Raw genomic sequence first — 16862 nt, 5'->3', positions numbered from 1 at the left:
ATCGTTTTAAGACCTCATTGTATATTTTAGCGTTTCAAGTGTTTAATTTTTATCCTTGGGTCTGTAAAATGGTATTGGATAAAATTAATTAGAGGTTATTTTAAATGATTTTGAAGGGGGTTATAGCGTTAGGGATTGCAGTGGCATCCTTTTGCTCTTTTTGCAAAAGATATAACGGAAAGCCCGACCCTTGTGGTAACGCCATAATATTATAAATTAAAATGGTCTATATAATTTTGTAAATCTTTATCACCACGTCCGGATAGATTGATAACAATAACATCGTCTGGATTGAAACTTTTTTTGCTAAGCACTGCTAAGGCATGCGCGGTTTCTATGGCAGGGATGATGCCTTCTAATTGACTTAATTCTAGGCCAGAAGCCATGGCTTCATTATCTGTAATAGCTATAAACTCTGCACGTTTTGTTTTAAATAAATGTGCATGCATAGGCCCGACACCGGGATAATCCAAACCAGCCGAAATAGAATAAGGTTCTGTAATTTGCCCATCGCTAGTTTGCATTAATAAGGTCTTACTGCCGTGAATAATCCCTTCTTTTCCTAGAATGGAAGTGGCTGCACTTTCACCAGAATGGATTCCTTTACCAGCGGCTTCCACGGCAATTAGTTTTACATTAGAATTTTCTAAATAGTGATAAAAAGCACCTGCGGCATTAGAGCCACCACCAACGCATGCGATAACATAATTGGGTGTTGTACGGCCTTCTTTATCTTGTAATTGCCATTGGATCTCTTCGGAGATTACAGCTTGAAAACGGGCTACCATGTCTGGATATGGATGCGGGCCTACAACGCTACCTATTATATAATGCGTATCTATAGGGTTGTTTATCCAGTCTCTAATAGCTTCGTTTGTGGCGTCTTTTAATGTACGACTACCAGATAATGCAGGAATTACTTTCGCACCTAGCATTTTCATTCTAGCAACATTAGGAGCTTGTCTGGCAATATCTATTGCGCCCATATATACAATACACTCCATGCCCATTAATGCACAAACAGTTGCTGTAGCGACACCATGTTGCCCAGCTCCAGTTTCTGCAATGATACGTTTTTTGCCTAAGCGTTGTGCCATTAGAATTTGTCCAATGGTATTGTTTACTTTATGTGCGCCTGTATGGTTTAAATCTTCTCGTTTTAAATAGATTTTGGCTTTGTATTTTTCACTTAAACGCTTCGCAAAATAGAGCGGGGAAGGGCGGCCAACGTAATCCTTTAATAATTGATCGAACTCTTTTTTGAAAGACGGTTCTCCCATTATTTTTAGATAATTTTGGCGGAGTTCCTCTACATTGGGGTACAGCATTTCTGGAATATATGCTCCTCCAAATTCGCCGTAATACCCTTTTTTATTAATGTTGTATTTCATAATTACATTCCTGAAACCACAGGGCTCTTTTTAATTGTTATTAATACCCGTGTTTTCTTAGTTGGTATTGAAAATCTTTTAGTTTTTTTAAGTCTTTGAATCCTGATGCGGTTTCGAATTTACTATTTAAATCGAGGGTACAGCATAAGTCGGATTCAGGTCTTTTTAAGAACAACAATAAGGCTTCTAGTTCATTGGGGCCTATGCCGCCACTTAAAAAATAAGGTTTATTAGAATTGTATTTTTTTAATACATTCCAATTAAAAGTATAGCCATTCCCGCCGGGTTCTTTACCTTTGGTATCGAACAAATAGTAGTTACATACGTTCTCATAAGGTATTAAAGATTTGAAATCAAATTGGTTTTTAATTGAAAAAACCTTAATTACAATTACGTTTTGTTCTTGTAATTGCGCACATAATTCTGGTGTTTCCTCTCCATGTAATTGTACGCCTTGTAAGTCATACTTCTCTATCTTATCTATAATGTAATCGTATTTAGCATTAACGAAAATCCCTATTTTTTTTATGTCTTCTGGTAGGTTGGGGAGTGCTGTATTAAAATAGCGCGGTGACTTTTCATAGAAGATAAACCCTAAATAATCAGGTTGGAGTTCTGCTACATCTATAATGTTATTTTCGAGTTTCATTCCGCAGATTTTTAATTTCATATACAATGTGTTTTAACCCCTTAAATAGGGTGTTGTTTAATGTTTATTTGATTGTATTCCAGTATAAATAGGAATGATAAATGATTTGATTTTTGAATATGTTATTTTAATTGATCTATAAAGTGTTTCGCAGTTTCACCAGCATTATTTGTTTTCATAAAATGCTCTCCTACTAAAAACCCTTGATAGCCATAAGCTTTTAATTGTTTTATAGCTTGTGTATTACTAATACCGCTTTCAGATACTTTTACAAAACTACTAGGAATCAAAGTGCTTAATGTTTTACTTGTTTCTAAACTTACATTAAACGTTTTTAAGTCTCTATTATTTACGCCTAGCATGTCTATATTAGGTATGATGGCATTTTGTAATTCGTTCTCATTATGTACTTCCACTAAAACCTCTAAATGTAGTTGCTTGGCTAGTTTTGAAAAGGCTTTTATTTCTGTTTGATTTAAGATGGCAGCAATTAATAGAATGGCATCTGCTCCGTAAGCTTTAGCTTCTAATATTTGATATTCATCTATAATAAATTCTTTTCGTAGTAGCGGGAGTTTACAGCTTGCTCGTGCTGTTAATAGGTCCTCTAAACTACCACCAAAGTATTTGGTATTTGTTAAAACAGACATGCCGCATACTCCTGCATCTTCATAACCTTTTGCGACATCAAAAACATTAAAACTTTGATTTATTACTGCTTTTGAAGGGGAACGCCTTTTATGTTCGGCAATAATTCCAGAGTTGCTTTCTCTTAATTTTTTTACCAATGAAATGGTTGGTCTTTCAAAGAGAATGGATTGTTCTAGTTGTTGCACCGGAATAAGCGACTTTCGTAAAGCAACATCTTTATATTTATCTTCCGTTATGCGTTTTAATATGTCCATTTTATTTGCTTAGTTTAATGAGCTTGTTTAAGCTTGCTTTAGCTCTTCCTCTTAATAGTGATTCTTTGGCGAGTTCAAAGCCTTGTTTATGGTCTATTTGATTGGCCGTTGCAATGGCTAATCCAGCATTAGCGCATACAACATTGTTTTGAGCTTTGGTACCTTTCCCTTTTATAACATCCATAAATATTTTCGCAGACGAAGCTACTGTATCCCCTCCAAAGAGGTCTTTTTGATCTATTTGCTTTATTTCTAAATCTTTAGGGCTTAATATTGTTTCTGAAGTATTTGAAATGATTTTTGTATTTCCTGTTAGTGAAATTTCATCATAACCATCTAAGGCGTGAACAATGCTATAGTTTTTATCTGTATTTTGATATAGATAACCATATAGTCTTTGTAATTCTAGATTAAATACACCAATCATTTGATTTTTAGGGAATGAAGGATTTACCATTGGCCCTAGCATATTAAAAAATGTTTTAACACCTAATGCTTTTCTTATGGGTGCAACATTTTTCATTGCAGGATGAAATAAAGGGGCGTGTAGTACACATATCCCAGCTTTATCTATTGCTTTTTTTAAGAAATCGTTATCATTAGTAAATTTAATACCCAAATACTCCATTACGTTAGATGAACCACAGGCCGAAGATACGCCGTAATTACCATGTTTTGCTACTTTTACACCAGCTCCTGCGGCTACAAACGACGATAAGGTAGAAATATTAAAGGTATCCTTTCCGTCGCCTCCTGTACCACACAAATCGATAGCATTAAATTCGGAAAGGTCTACTGGGAGGCAAAGTTCTAAGAGCGCATCTCTAAAGCCTTTAAGCTCTTCGAGTGTAATACTACGCATCATAAAAACAGTAAGGAAGGAGGCAATTTGACTTTGGTTATATTTTTCTTTAGAAATATTAACTAAGACCGTTTTTGCTTCTTCACTGCTTATATTTTCTTGATTTATGAGTCTGTTTAATACGTTTTTCATAGTTAAGTGTTTATCAGGCTGTTTTATTTACATTTTGTAGTGTATTTAAACGAAACTAATGTTTATTGGTTTACCCAGTTTTCTAGGATTTGTTTTCCACTAGGTGTTAATACCGATTCAGGGTGATATTGTACAGCGCTAACATCGTAAGTTTTATGGCTCAAAGACATTATTTGCCCATTCTCATCAAAGGAAGTCGCTTTTAATTGTTCTGGTAAATTAGTATCTACAACCCACGAGTGGTAACGCCCAACAGTAATATTTTTTTCTAATCCAGAAAAAAGGGGATCATCATCTACAACAATAGTTACTTTTGTAGAAACCCCATGAAAAACAGTGTCTAAGTTTACTAAAGTTCCTCCAAAAACTTCGGCTATTGCTTGTTGTCCTAAACAGACACCGAGAATACTTTTGGTAGGGGCGTATTTTTTTATAATGGCTTTTAGTAAGCCTGCTTCATCAGGAATGCCTGGGCCGGGTGATAATACTATTTTTTCGAAAGCATCAACCTCTTCCAAGCTAAGCTTATCATTTCTTTTTACTGTTACTTCACAATCTAAATCCTCTAAATAATGCACAAGGTTGTATGTGAAGCTGTCGTAATTATCTATAACTAATATCTTTTTCATTTTCTCTCTAATCCTTTACTTATCAAGGTGTTTTTGTGCTGTTTTAAATGTCTTTGGCTAATTTTATAGCCTTAGTTAATGCGCCTAATTTATTGTAGACTTCTTGTAGTTCATGTTCTGGATTTGATTTTGAGACCAATCCAGCACCTGCTTGCCAATGTAATTGGTGGTTTTTGCTGAGAAAGGTTCTTATCATAATGGCATGGTTATAATTGCCTTTAAAATCCATAAAGCCAATAGCTCCACCATAAAATGTTCGACTTGTTTTTTCGTAGTCTTCTATAAGCTGCATTGCTTTATATTTTGGAGCCCCACTCAAGGTGCCAGCGGGAAATGTTCCTGCAACAACTTCCATTGTTGGAGTGTTGTCGTGTATTTTTCCTGTAACCTTACTAACCAGGTGAATAACATGAGAAAAAAATTGAGCTTCTCGATTCGTTTGAACTTTTACTTGACTGCCATGTCTGCTCAAATCATTTCTTGCTAAATCGACGAGCATAACATGTTCTGCGTTTTCTTTTTCATCTTGAGCTAGTTGTTTTGCTAGTTCTGCATCTTTCTCGTCATTTCCTGTACGCTTAAAAGTACCCGCTATTGGGTGTATTTCTGCAATGCCTTTAGAAACTATTAATTGTGCCTCTGGTGAGCTACCAAAGATTTTAAAATCACCATAATCGAAATAGAATAGGTAGGGCGACGGGTTAATACTGCGTAGTGCTCTATATACGTTGAATTCGTCACCTTTAAAGTCTTGAGTAAATTTCTTTGAAAGTACCAATTGGAAAACATCACCTCTAGCACAATGTTTTTTTGCTAATGCGACATGTTCTTTATATTCATCGTCTGTTAAATTCGATGTTATTTCAGAGTTTGTAGAAAATGCATAGGAGGCAAAGTTTTTAGATTTTATAAGGTGTAGAATAGCGTCTATATTACTTGAATTATCATTAAAGCAGTGTGCAAAGATATAGGCTTCATTTTTAAAATGGTTTATTGCAATAATGTTTTGATATACGGCATAATAAATATCCGGGATATTTAAGGAATTAGGTTTTTTAGAAATGTCGATATCTTCAAAGTACTTCACTGCATCATAAGCTGTGTACCCAAATATACCATTGTTAATAAACTTAAACTGATTTTCAGAACTTACTTTAAAACGCTTTGTGAATTTATGTATTCTATCTGTAACATTTAAAGTGTTGTTCTCCATAGTACTACCGTCTGGATAAGTTTCTGTTACGGTATTTTGGTCAACTTTTATAGAGGCTATAGGGTTAAAACAAATATAAGAGAAGCTATTATTGTTAGTATGGTAATCACTACTTTCTAAAAGAATGCTGTTAGGAAACTTATCTCTTATTTTTAAGTATATACTAACAGGCGTTATAGTGTCTGCTAGTATTTTTTTGTAATGGGTGTATAGACTAAAGGTTTTCATAGATTATTAATTGTTTAAACATTTTGAAATATGTTCAGAATACAAAAAAGGCTTGTCGTGAATGACAAGCCTTTTTGTATTATTTGGTTTTAAATATACATACGGGTATAGTTCACGAATCTGTTTTTCGAGAGCTCCACCACCAAGTATTATTTAAAGTATTATTCATTATAATTTTATAAGGGTCAAAGATATAAATGTAAATTTAGTTTTCAAACCTTTTAATAAAAAAAGATTCCTATTTTCTAGGAATCTTTTTTACTACAGACTTTGTGTTAGAATGACAAACTAACATTTAAGTCTAAAGTCGGCTCTATGTTAGAATGACAAACTAACATTTAAGTCGAATTCATCGTGTATGGCTTTGTCTTTTAATCCATCGAAGAAACTAGCAGAACCATATTTAATATCGTATTTTGTTCTATTCACTTTTAGTTTCGCTGTCGCTTTATTAGCCTTTACATCCATGTTAAATGTTATAGGATTAGTAATGCCTTTAATGGTTAGGTTACCAGTAACTTCGTAATTGTTTTTATTACCTTTTACAGCAGTTGTTTTAAATGTTGCTGTAGGATGGTTTTTTACATCAAAGAAATCTGGAGATTTTAAATGACCATCTAAATTATTTTTCATTTCTCCTTTTATATCGGTTGTATTTATAGAAGGCATATCCATTGTAAAGCTAGCAGCAACTAATTTTTTTGCTTCAAACGAAAGCACCCCTTCTTTTAAATTAATAGTCCCTTCATGTTTACCTGTTATTTTATGTCCTGTCCAAGTAATTTTACTATCTTTTACTTTCAAGTCTTTTTTTACAAGTGATGTTGTAAAGGAGGTTAGTGCTAATGTTAATACGATTACTAGTGTGTTTTTAATTGTCTTCATTTTTAGTGATTGTTATTTGTGTTTAATTTAATTTTGTGTCCTTATTTTGTCTAATAAAGCGTTTAATGTTTCTAGCTCCTTATGATTTAGTTTATTGGTAATGTTGTTTTGTTTAGAAGGTAGATTGTTGTCTATTTGAGACATTAAATCCATCCCTTTATTTGTAATTAATATTTCTATTTTTCTTCTATTGTTTTCACAGGTTTTTCGCGTTACCAACTCTTTTACAATAAGTTTGTCTATTAAGCGGGTTGTATTGCTCATTTTATTAATCATTCGTTCTTGGATAATGCCAAGACTAGCAGGATTTCCTTTTTGTCCTCTTAAAATCCTAAGAACGTTATATTGTTCCATTGAAAGGCCAAACTTTTTAAAAAAGGAAGATAAGTCTTCCTTAACTATATTACTTGTATACAGAATATTAATAATAGTTTTTTGATGAATAGGAAGTTCTACAGAGCTTTTTATTTCTTGTTCTATTTTCATTTGTCTATACAACGTTTGTATGTACAAATATAGTTTTTTATATGTTTATGAGATATAATTTTGTGTTAATTTTTTTTATGATCGCTAAAGGGATTAATAACTTTATAAGATGAACAGAATACTATTAATGATATTACTGGTTTTATTTTCTTGTAAATCAGAAAATAAGAAGGCTTTGCCAGCTTTAGCGGTTTATAATTTTGAAGCACTTGAACCTTTATTACATAAAACGGATGGAAAAACTTATGTGATTAATTTTTGGGCGACTTGGTGTGTCCCTTGTATTAAAGAGCTGCCTCATTTTGAAACATTAAGATCAAACTACAAGTCTAAAAATGTTGAAGTTATTTTTGTGAGTTTAGATTTTCCTAAACAATATGAGACCCGATTAAAACCATTTATAGAAAAAAATAAGTTAATGTCTTATGTTGTCGCATTAGATGATGTTAGTGCTAATGACTGGATTCCAAAGGTTGATGAAAATTGGTCTGGTGCTATACCTGCTACATTAATATATAATAAGAGTAAACGTCGTTTTTTTGAGCAATCATTTAATTACGAAGAATTGAAAGGAGCATTGGATTTGTTTTTAGATTAAATAGAGCAGATTATGAAAAAAGGAATAAAATTAATATTGGTAGCAGCTGTACTCCTTGTTTTTTATGCATTTGCGCAGAGTCAAAACGCTATGAAAGGGTATAAAATAGGTGATGTTGCTACAGATTTTTTATTAGAAAATAGAGATGGTAAACTGGTGGCATTGTCAGATTTTAATGATGCTAAAGGCTTTATTGTAACATTTACTTGTAACACCTGTCCGTTTGCAGTTGCTTATGAAGACCGTTTAGAAGCTTTGAATAAAAAATATGTAACACAAGGTTATCCTGTAATTGCAATTGTGCCCAACAATACAGATGTAAAACCTGGAGATAGCATGGAACAAATGAAAATTAGAGCCAAAGAAAAAGGGTTTACTTTTCCTTATTTATTAGATAAAGGCCAAAAGATATATCCGCAATATGGAGCGACAAAAACCCCACATGTATATGTATTACAAAAAACAACCAAAGGAAATGTGGTTAAATATATTGGAGCGATAGATGATAACTATAAAGATGCATCTAGTGTTAAAAATAAGTATGTTGAAAATGCTGTAGTTGCCCTTTTGAACGGGCAAGAGGTTAAAATTAAAGAAACTAAAGCTATTGGTTGTTCTATTAAACAATAAAATAAGCGCCTCGGCTTTTATAGTTAGGATAGATTGACCTAGAACGAAACTGTAATCTAAATTATAAATGCTAAGAAACCTATAATAGCACTATTAACTGTTTCACGTTATAAATTGTAACAGAAATATAGTAAGGGAAGAGTATCGGTTTTAAGGGTTTGATTTTATGTAAATTAAATGTAAGGTTAAGGCAGATAAGTAAACTAATAGCGTAGCGTTTGTAACACTTTTGTTTTTTTTGTCGTCTATATCTTAAACAAAAGTTAATTTTGCTTAACTTTACCTTAAAAAAAACAAATATGTCAGACTTATCCCAAGCGGCTTGGAAAGCGCAACTTAATGAAGATGAAAATGCAATTATATTAGATGTAAGAACAGAAGAAGAGGTCGCAGATGGTTTTATTCCTAATGCTAAAAATATAAATATATTTAAAGGACAAGCTTTTATTTATGAGTTGGAGGAATTAGATAAAACAAAGAATTACTATGTTTATTGTAAAGCAGGAAGTCGAAGTGCTCAAGCTTGTGCGATAATGAATCAATTAGGGTTTGAGAATACCTATAATCTTGTTGGTGGGTTTTCTGAATGGGAAACGCATTGAAATAAAATATAAAAACGATATCAATCATGAAACAATCATCATTTATTGTAAGCTTTTTATTCTTGTTAATTTTTTTAGGGTGCTCAGACTTAGATAATAGCGAAATAACCGTTATCACACCCGAAGAAATGCAAACGTTATTAGATTTAGAAGATGTTCAATTGGTAGATGTTAGAACGGAAAAAGAGTATGACGATGGACATTTAAAACACTCCCAAAATATAAATTTTAACTCTCCAAATTTTGATGAAGACATTAAAAAGTTAGATAAGTTAAAACCCGTAATTTTATATTGTCAAGTAGGCGGTAGAAGTTCTCAATGTGCACAAAAGCTAAAAGAGGCTGGTTTTATTAAAATATATGACTTAAAAGGTGGGTTTTCTAAATGGAAACATCAAGAATTAAAACTAAAATTAAAGCCTTTATAAAACAAAAAGTCTCGTATTTTAAACGAGGCTTTTTTTATATACTGTAGTATGTAGCTGCTAACTATTTATTTTACCCGATTTCTTTTCAATAAGGCTTAAACGTGTTTGTAGTTTAGTGATAATATGCTTAAGAGCGTTTATTTTTTGTTCTTGCTCTTTTAAAATGGAATCAGTTTTGGTATCAATAAGTTTTTTTATAATACTTTCTATACTTCCGTTTTCTTTGGTTATGTAATGCGATCGTCCTTCGCTTACTCTATTAACTTCAATATTCTTGTTGTATTTTTCGCCATTGCCAGTCATAATCCAGTTTAAATTATATTCTGGATAAATTTCTATTATTTTAAGAATTAAATCTACTCCTGGTGTGCTTTTATTTCTTTGTATAACATTAAGGTAGCCACTAGTTTTACCTATGCTTAATTCGAAAGAACGTTGACTTTTTGTGACTTCTTTTTGTATTTCTATTATTCTTTTTACTATCTCCATTTTTTGGGATATTTATAATTTCACACATTTTTACAGATAATAATTTTTAAATACAGAATATTATTTGTATTTTAGTGTTTTCATTTACCTCAAATGTACCAAATATTTACCAAGTAATCAATAATATGTTATGATAACCACTGACGAAACAATAAAGCTAAAGGTGCATCTTAAAACGAACTATATAAAAGATGTTCTACAAGAATTAGAGTATAAAAACATAACAAGTAAAAGTGGCGAAATCTTTAGCGATACCTATATAAGTGCAGTATTAAATGGGCGAAAAGAAAATCTAGATATAGAAGATGCTATTTTTAAAGTATTTCAAAAAAGACTGTATGAATTTAATAAAAGAGAAGCAAAAAAGAATAAGCTGCTTTCTAAATAAATTTGCCTGAAAATGATTAATGAGATGTTGATAATTGTTTTTAGTAATCCCCATAACGTTTAGTTTATGGGGATTTGTTTTAATTATTATTGACATCCATTTTTTAAGTATAGGCAGCATTATTAGTGTTTTAAAAGTTAATTGTATGTCTGCAATCACTTCGGATATATTTATTTTATACAGAATGATTTTTGAAATGATGAATTGTTAATCATTTTGTTAGAGATATCAATACTTTAATACAGTATAACTTACACGATATCTTATATGCGAATAACCTTGCTTTTAAAGGTGGGATATGATAGTTTTGCGCAAGGATTAATTATTTATAATGTTACACTCAAAAAGCATTTAAGTATTTAAAACTTGAACTTATAAAATCAATAATAAAAATTATGAATTTAAAAACCTTACCAATAGCCTTTACCTTACTGTTAACATTGTTTTCTTGTAGTAGCGATGACGCTTCAGAAGATAATAATCCTCCACAAGAAGAGGTTCTTTTATTAAAAGAACGACGTGTTACTTATTCTGATGATGAAATCATTACTGAATATTTTTCATACGATGAAAATAATAATCTTACAAAGATTTTGGATTCTGAGGGCGGGTTCTATGAATATTTGTATGAAAACAACTTATTAAAAAGAATAAATCACACATCATCAAATGGAATTTCATCTGATTATACCCTTTTCAATTATAATTCAAATAACCAATTAATTTCATATGTTGCGTATATATCAAACAACGAAGCTTTAGGTTTTGAGTTGATATACAATAACGACGGTACGATACTTGAAAAACAGTATGCTGGTGATTATAATGCGCAAACCTCGCATATTTCTGATCGCATTATTACATTAAATAATAGTCAAGTTACTTTCGAAATCGTGGATGACCTAATGTCGACTCACGAGTTTGATAATAAAAATGGTATTTATAAAAATATTTCTAATGTAGAAACGTTAAATATTATAGCTATTGATTTTTCAGGTTATATAGAAAGTGGATTAAATAACCTTTTAAAAATTACAGATGATGAGAATGGTGATATAAGTGTATTTGAAGAATATGAATATACATATAACTCATCAAACTACCCTGCAACAGCTACTTACTATTACCAAGGTGAACTTGATAGCACAATACAATATATTTATGAATAAAAACAACTATTAATAACGATACACAAAGAGAAGTGTGTATTTATTAATGGCGTTTCTGTAAAGAAAAAGATACGGTTGTAAACTGTGTAGTACTGTAGGCTTCTCTATAAAAAGGGAAGCCTACATATGTTTTATAAAAAATGTTTTTTTGGAATTGAGACTTATTAATTCTAAACCAGAACGCATAAAACAAGATGCATACCTTTCGCTTGATTATTTGCATGACCATCACTAGTAGTGTATTGAATAAGGGTGAAAATGCAAAGAAAATATTAAAATGGAAAAAGGGGCTAACGAATCTAGTTTTATTTTGAAACGGTATTCAAACCAGTTGTTTAGGGAATGTATTAAGTGTAATAACAGACCGAAAAATATTTGACGGTACAGAAAATAACATTACCTTTAAACCAGACGTTCTTTCATATAATGATTATTATCCCTTCGGGCAATTGTTACCTAATAGACATGGTTCTAGTGATAGCTATCGTTATGGCTTCAATGGAATGGAAAAGGATGATGAAATAAAAGGTGTTAAAGGAAGTAGTTACGATTTTGGAGCTAGAATGCTTGACCCACGAATTGGTAGATGGTTTAAAATTGACAGTGAGTTTAAAAAACTACCAGATTTGACACTATACAGCTATGTCAATAATAACCCGTTAAGTTTTATTGACCCAGATGGAAATTTCTTGATAGATGTACATAAGCGTATTACAAATATGGCTTTTGCAAAATCTAAATTTAAATATGGAAAAAATCATCACTTAAATGAGAAAATTGAGGCATACAGGAACGCAATTGTTGGTACTGGGTTATTTGATGGAGGTGTTGTTGCTCCAGATGTTAGAGCTTTACCTAAACCTATCGGTAGAGGTATTCCGTCTATTCATATTGAACATTTTGATAATATGGGTTATAATCAAATACTTAACAATTTTAAAAATATTCACAATGAGGTTGATAAATATGTAGGTGAATATGCATCAGGAATAATTGATGCTAGCAGATTAGGTGCTAATATTGGGGAATCTTTTCATGCAGTTCAAGATTTTTATTCGCACTCTAATTTTATAGAAATTTATGAAGAAGTTTATGGGCAAACTGATATTAGTGAAATTCCAACGCTACAAGAAGCTCTAACTTCAAAAGAACACAAGAAATTTGCTAAACTTTTAAAAAAGAAACTTGTTACTGGGAAATATCCACATGAAGGAGAAGGTTCTCATGCTGAAATGAATCATGATTTAGGAAAAGGTTCTATGTTTAAAGCATTAGACTTTGTTGTTGTTGAAGTAAAAGATAAAAAAGTAGATTGGAACTCTAAAGCTGCTGAAGCCGTCGCTACAAAAGCAACTATTGAGTTAAATGATAAAATTGAAAGTGAAATTAAATAATTATGACAAAACTGTTTAAATTAAGTTTATTTATATTGTCAATTTTTGCTATAGTATTATGGTTGGACTTTAGGATTAGAGATTATGATATGAGCTTTTATTACGGAAAAGATAACGGCATAATTTTTAGATTTTATTCAATTGTAATTTTGAGTTCACTTTTTTTTCTTTTTTTTTCTAAAAAGAAAAGAATATTGAATTTATTTTTAGGTTTTTTTATCGGTTTAATTTCTGGGTTTTTTAGTTTTTGGTTTTTGGGGTTAGATTTTTTTGATTTCACAATCATAAATTTTGCTACATATTCTCATCTTTTAAGTTGTGTTTTATTCATTGTTTTATTCTTCTTAAAAGAAAAGTCCTCTGCTGGTGCTAGTTTATCAAAGTAATGGCTACCCCCGATGGGTGACCACGTATCGCTACTGCTAAGCTTAGCTTAGTAGCGTTACAGATTTGTATAAGAATAAGAGTAGAAATAAAAAGAGAAAGTTTTTACAGAGATGTAAAGGCTTTTTTTATTTTGAATAAGCCCCCGCTAGGGTGCCACGTGTGGCTACTGCTAAGCTGTGCTTAGTAGTCCCGATGGGTGACCACGTATCGCTACTGCTAAGCTTAGCTTAGTAGCGTTACAGATTTGTATAAGAATAAGAGTAGAAATAAAAAAGAGAAAGTTTTTACAGAGATGTAAAGGCTTTTTTTATTTTGAATAAGCCCCGCTAGGGTGCCACGTGTGGCTACTGCTAAGCTGTGCTTAGTAGCGGTAAGAGTAAAAAAAATAGTTTAAAAATCTTTTACAGAGATGTAGAAGCTTTTTTAATTTTTAATAAGCAATTATTTAGCTTTAGTAATACGTATGGTTGCTGTTAAACTTAGTTTAGTAGCATATTCAGTAATTATAAAAGCAGTAACAAATATGAAAATGAGGTGTTGTTTTAGTGAATAAAGCGCTAGTTTGTGGTCACTAAGCAGAGCTTAGCACTAGCTTTTAGCATCTCGCTACTGACCCATTAGAGTACAAGTTTCCTTGGTGGTCACCATATCAATATGCAGGTAATAGTCCAATATTATACTAAGATTTAGAAGGTATGGAGCCTTCTAAACCTGAACTTTTTTGGAATAGGTTAGATAAAGCAGCTGAAAAGAAACTGTTTGGTGAAGATATTGCAAGGACAGTAGTTTTTAAAACTGTTGGTATGCATAAGTTACACGGTGATTTCTTTGATGAGTTATTACCAAGTACAATGTATGTTGCAAGGACTTATTCAGAAAATGAAGTTCATAATTATTATTATTCAAAACATAAATGGATAGAATTTGACCCAACTGATATTGGGGCTTCTGCTGATGAAGTCTCTACTTTTGCAGTATATACCATAGGGGGAACTTTAGCTTTTGTTGGAGCAATTGAATTATTTGGATTAACAGCATTAGCAAAAGAAGGAGGGGAATTTATTTTTGAAACAGTTACTGGTATACCAGTAATTTTAGACCCTATTGATTTAATAGAAGGAGCAATTAAGAAAGGAGCTTTTAAAGGTGTAAGGAAAGGTTTAAAAGATTTTGAATCAAAAAGAGTAGCGGAATATCTTTCTGATGGTTCTCTTGTTAAAAGAATCAAGGAAAATAGTATAGATAAATTACCAGATTTTACAATTGATGGTCTTAAAGTAGAGTTTAAAGCTTTGACTAAAACACTTTTAAATCCAAATACAGCAGTTGAGCAATTGAAAAAAGCAACTAAAAAAATTGGAGTTGATATTATAGATTTAGATATTAGAATTCCAAAAGGGTCATTAGATGATGCAAGAGATATTTATAAACGTTTTAAAGGAACAGATAAAGGAAAGGCTTTTAAAGGAAAAGTGAGAATAGCTACACAGGATGGTGTGGTTGAGTTTGGAGTAAAAAAATTATAAAAAATGTCAAGAATAAAATGTAAATGTGGAGAGCTTTTAAGTAACTCTAGTGACTCAGAAATAGAATATAAATTATTTAATGAGGATGAATGGTTATTACTTTTAGATAGGTCAGAAAAAGAGCCTGTCATTAATATTGACGTTGATAAGCATTCTATCTGGAAGTGTCCCTCTTGTAAACGCTTATATGTATTTGAAGAGTATGATGATAAGCCGCAAGTTTATAAATTAGAAGTAGATAATAATATAAAATGGTAATAAACAAAGCTATCCTAATCGATAGCTTTGTTGCTTTTAAATAGCCTTTAATTTAGCCGCTTTAAGCAAGTTGTCCAAAGCATAAAGAATACCATTTTTATCTTCACTAGGAAGCGTATCAATATCCTGTAAACGCTTTAGCATTTTAGGGTCTTTTAAAAGTTCTGCATCTTTATTCTCCCCGATGGGTGACCACGTATCGCTACTGCTAAGCTTAGCTTAGTAGCGTATTGAGTAAATTATTAAAAGCAATAACTAATATGAAAATGGGTTGTTGTTGTGATTAAAAGAGCTGGTTTATGGTCACTAAGCAGAGCTTAGCGCTAGCCTTTAGTAATACGTATGGTTACTGTTAAACTTAGTTTAGTAGCATATTCAGTAATTATAAAAGCAGTAACAAATATGAAAATGAGGTGTTGTTTTAGTGAATAAAGCGCTAGTTTGTGGTCACTAAGCAGAGCTTAGCGCTGGCTTTTAGTAACGCGTGTCTACTACTAAACTTAGTTTAGTAGCGTATTGAGTAATTATTAAACCAATAACAAATGTAAAAGTGAGGTATTGTTTTGTGAATAAAAGAGCTAGTTTGTGGCTACTAAGCAGAGTTTAGCACTAGCTTTTAGCATCACGTATTACTACCCGCTAGGCTACCACGTGTCGCTACTGCTAAGCTTAGCTTAGTAGCGGTATGAGTATAACAAGACAAGAATAATAAAAAAAGAAAAGCTTTTACAGAGATGTAAAGGCTTTTTTATTATGAATAATCAATTGTTTAGTTTAAGTCCATGTTCGTTAAGGGACATAGTTTACCCCCCGCTCAGGTAACACGTGTCCCCCCAGCTCCCGCTAGTTTGTAACTAGTGGCGGTAAGAGTAAGCAACAAAGCATTTACATTAAGTTGTAGGTGCTCCGCTAGGGGCCCACGTGTCGCTACTGCTAAGCTTAGCTTAGTAGCGGTATGAGTATAAGAAGACAAGAATAATAAAAAGATAAAGCTTTTACAGAGATGTAGGGGCTTTTTTTGTGGTTTTAAGAAGAGAAAGCTTGTTTAGTTTTAAAGTCTCTTAAAAAAGCATCAAGAGTAAGCAATAGTGCGTCTTTTTCTTTATTAGGTAAATTGTTGATCTCGTTAAGGCGTTTAAGCATTAAAGGATCTTGCAAAGCATTATTGTCCCCCGCTAGGCTACCACGTATCGCTACTGCTAAGCTTAGCTTAGTAGCGTTACAGATTGGTATAAGAATAAGAGTAGAAATAAAAAGAGAAAAGCTTTTACAGAGAAGTAAAGGCTTTTTTATTATGAATAATCCCCCGCTCGGTAACCACGTGTCGCTACCCCGATGTGACATAGCGCACGCTACTGTTAAGCTGTGCTTAGTGGTGTTAAATTTTGGTGCAAGAGTAATAAAAAAATAAAGAGATAAAAGCTTTTACAGAGATGTAAAAGCCCCCAGATGGCACTAGTTTATCACGTTACGGCTACCGCTAGTATTTGCTAGTGGCGTATCGAGTAAGAAAAATAAAGAGAAAGCTTTTAAGGGATGTAGAGGCTTTTTTATTGTGCTAAAGTGTAGCAACATTTTTATTAAAAAAGTCTTTAAATTTCTTTTTGGTAAGA

General features: G+C 32.1%; 19 protein-coding genes. 9 read left to right on the top strand and 10 right to left on the bottom strand.

Annotated elements, in window-relative coordinates; translation table 11 throughout:
- Window positions 1–209: 209 nt before the first annotated feature.
- The 8 genes from trpB to AC2D8I_RS09945 form a co-directional block, all read right to left on the bottom strand.
- On the bottom strand, window positions 210–1391 hold the full coding sequence (gene trpB, locus AC2D8I_RS09980; protein WP_484705859.1) for a tryptophan synthase subunit beta: 1182 nt from the start codon (window positions 1389–1391) through the stop codon (window positions 210–212).
- 40 nt (window positions 1392–1431) lie between these two features.
- Complete coding sequence (locus AC2D8I_RS09975; protein ID WP_484705858.1) at window positions 1432–2061, bottom strand: phosphoribosylanthranilate isomerase; 630 nt, start codon at window positions 2059–2061, stop codon at window positions 1432–1434.
- A gap of 101 nt (window positions 2062–2162) precedes the next feature.
- Entirely contained in the window at window positions 2163–2945 is a 783-nt protein-coding gene (trpC, locus tag AC2D8I_RS09970) for an indole-3-glycerol phosphate synthase TrpC (RefSeq protein ID WP_484705857.1), read from the bottom strand.
- A 1-nt stretch (window position 2946) separates the two neighbouring features.
- Window positions 2947–3939 (bottom strand): anthranilate phosphoribosyltransferase, encoded by a 993-nt coding sequence (gene trpD, locus AC2D8I_RS09965; protein WP_484705856.1) that lies wholly within the window; start codon window positions 3937–3939, stop codon window positions 2947–2949.
- A 62-nt stretch (window positions 3940–4001) separates the two neighbouring features.
- Window positions 4002–4568: an anthranilate synthase component II gene (locus AC2D8I_RS09960; protein WP_484705855.1), complete on the bottom strand. Its 567-nt coding sequence runs from the start codon at window positions 4566–4568 to the stop codon at window positions 4002–4004.
- A 43-nt stretch (window positions 4569–4611) separates the two neighbouring features.
- On the bottom strand, window positions 4612–6009 hold the full coding sequence (locus tag AC2D8I_RS09955) for an anthranilate synthase component I family protein (RefSeq protein WP_484705854.1): 1398 nt from the start codon (window positions 6007–6009) through the stop codon (window positions 4612–4614).
- A gap of 318 nt (window positions 6010–6327) precedes the next feature.
- Window positions 6328–6894: a YceI family protein gene (locus AC2D8I_RS09950; RefSeq protein WP_484705853.1), complete on the bottom strand. Its 567-nt coding sequence runs from the start codon at window positions 6892–6894 to the stop codon at window positions 6328–6330.
- A 27-nt stretch (window positions 6895–6921) separates the two neighbouring features.
- The gene (locus AC2D8I_RS09945; protein ID WP_484705852.1) at window positions 6922–7380 is read right to left on the bottom strand and encodes a MarR family winged helix-turn-helix transcriptional regulator; all 459 of its coding nucleotides are present in this window, start codon (window positions 7378–7380) and stop codon (window positions 6922–6924) included.
- A gap of 109 nt (window positions 7381–7489) precedes the next feature.
- On the opposite strand from AC2D8I_RS09945, the gene AC2D8I_RS09940 reads away from it, so the two are divergent.
- From AC2D8I_RS09940 to AC2D8I_RS09925, 4 genes are all read left to right on the top strand, one after another.
- The gene (locus AC2D8I_RS09940; RefSeq protein WP_484705851.1) at window positions 7490–7978 is read left to right on the top strand and encodes a TlpA disulfide reductase family protein; all 489 of its coding nucleotides are present in this window, start codon (window positions 7490–7492) and stop codon (window positions 7976–7978) included.
- A gap of 12 nt (window positions 7979–7990) precedes the next feature.
- Window positions 7991–8608 carry a thioredoxin family protein gene (locus AC2D8I_RS09935; RefSeq protein ID WP_484705850.1) on the top strand — a complete coding sequence of 206 codons (618 nt, stop codon included), beginning with the start codon at window positions 7991–7993 and terminating at the stop codon, window positions 8606–8608.
- 299 nt (window positions 8609–8907) lie between these two features.
- Window positions 8908–9210 carry a rhodanese-like domain-containing protein gene (locus AC2D8I_RS09930; protein WP_484705849.1) on the top strand — a complete coding sequence of 101 codons (303 nt, stop codon included), beginning with the start codon at window positions 8908–8910 and terminating at the stop codon, window positions 9208–9210.
- A gap of 26 nt (window positions 9211–9236) precedes the next feature.
- Window positions 9237–9638 (top strand): rhodanese-like domain-containing protein, encoded by a 402-nt coding sequence (locus AC2D8I_RS09925; protein WP_484705848.1) that lies wholly within the window; start codon window positions 9237–9239, stop codon window positions 9636–9638.
- Between the two features lie 57 nt (window positions 9639–9695).
- On the opposite strand, the gene AC2D8I_RS09920 is transcribed toward AC2D8I_RS09925, so the two are convergent.
- Entirely contained in the window at window positions 9696–10127 is a 432-nt protein-coding gene (locus AC2D8I_RS09920; RefSeq protein ID WP_484705847.1) for a hypothetical protein, read from the bottom strand.
- A gap of 130 nt (window positions 10128–10257) precedes the next feature.
- Between AC2D8I_RS09920 and AC2D8I_RS09915 the strand changes: the two genes are divergently transcribed.
- From AC2D8I_RS09915 to AC2D8I_RS09895, 5 genes are all read left to right on the top strand, one after another.
- Window positions 10258–10515: a hypothetical protein gene (locus AC2D8I_RS09915; protein ID WP_484705846.1), complete on the top strand. Its 258-nt coding sequence runs from the start codon at window positions 10258–10260 to the stop codon at window positions 10513–10515.
- Window positions 10516–10910: 395 nt separating this feature from the next.
- The gene (locus tag AC2D8I_RS09910; protein WP_484705845.1) at window positions 10911–11684 is read left to right on the top strand and encodes a hypothetical protein; all 774 of its coding nucleotides are present in this window, start codon (window positions 10911–10913) and stop codon (window positions 11682–11684) included.
- 320 nt (window positions 11685–12004) lie between these two features.
- On the top strand, window positions 12005–13078 hold the full coding sequence (locus tag AC2D8I_RS09905) for an RHS repeat domain-containing protein (protein ID WP_484705952.1): 1074 nt from the start codon (window positions 12005–12007) through the stop codon (window positions 13076–13078).
- A gap of 1082 nt (window positions 13079–14160) precedes the next feature.
- The gene (locus AC2D8I_RS09900) at window positions 14161–14991 is read left to right on the top strand and encodes a hypothetical protein (RefSeq protein ID WP_484705844.1); all 831 of its coding nucleotides are present in this window, start codon (window positions 14161–14163) and stop codon (window positions 14989–14991) included.
- 3 nt (window positions 14992–14994) lie between these two features.
- Window positions 14995–15249 (top strand): hypothetical protein, encoded by a 255-nt coding sequence (locus tag AC2D8I_RS09895; RefSeq protein ID WP_484705843.1) that lies wholly within the window; start codon window positions 14995–14997, stop codon window positions 15247–15249.
- A 1026-nt stretch (window positions 15250–16275) separates the two neighbouring features.
- Here the strand turns inward: AC2D8I_RS09895 and AC2D8I_RS09890 are convergent.
- Window positions 16276–16593 carry a hypothetical protein gene (locus tag AC2D8I_RS09890; RefSeq protein WP_484705842.1) on the bottom strand — a complete coding sequence of 106 codons (318 nt, stop codon included), beginning with the start codon at window positions 16591–16593 and terminating at the stop codon, window positions 16276–16278.
- Window positions 16594–16862: the final 269 nt, after the last annotated feature.

Source organism: Lacinutrix sp. YIN62, assembly GCF_057219185.1.
Note: the sequence above shows the minus strand (reverse complement) of the source record. Positions and strands in the feature narration are given on the sequence as shown.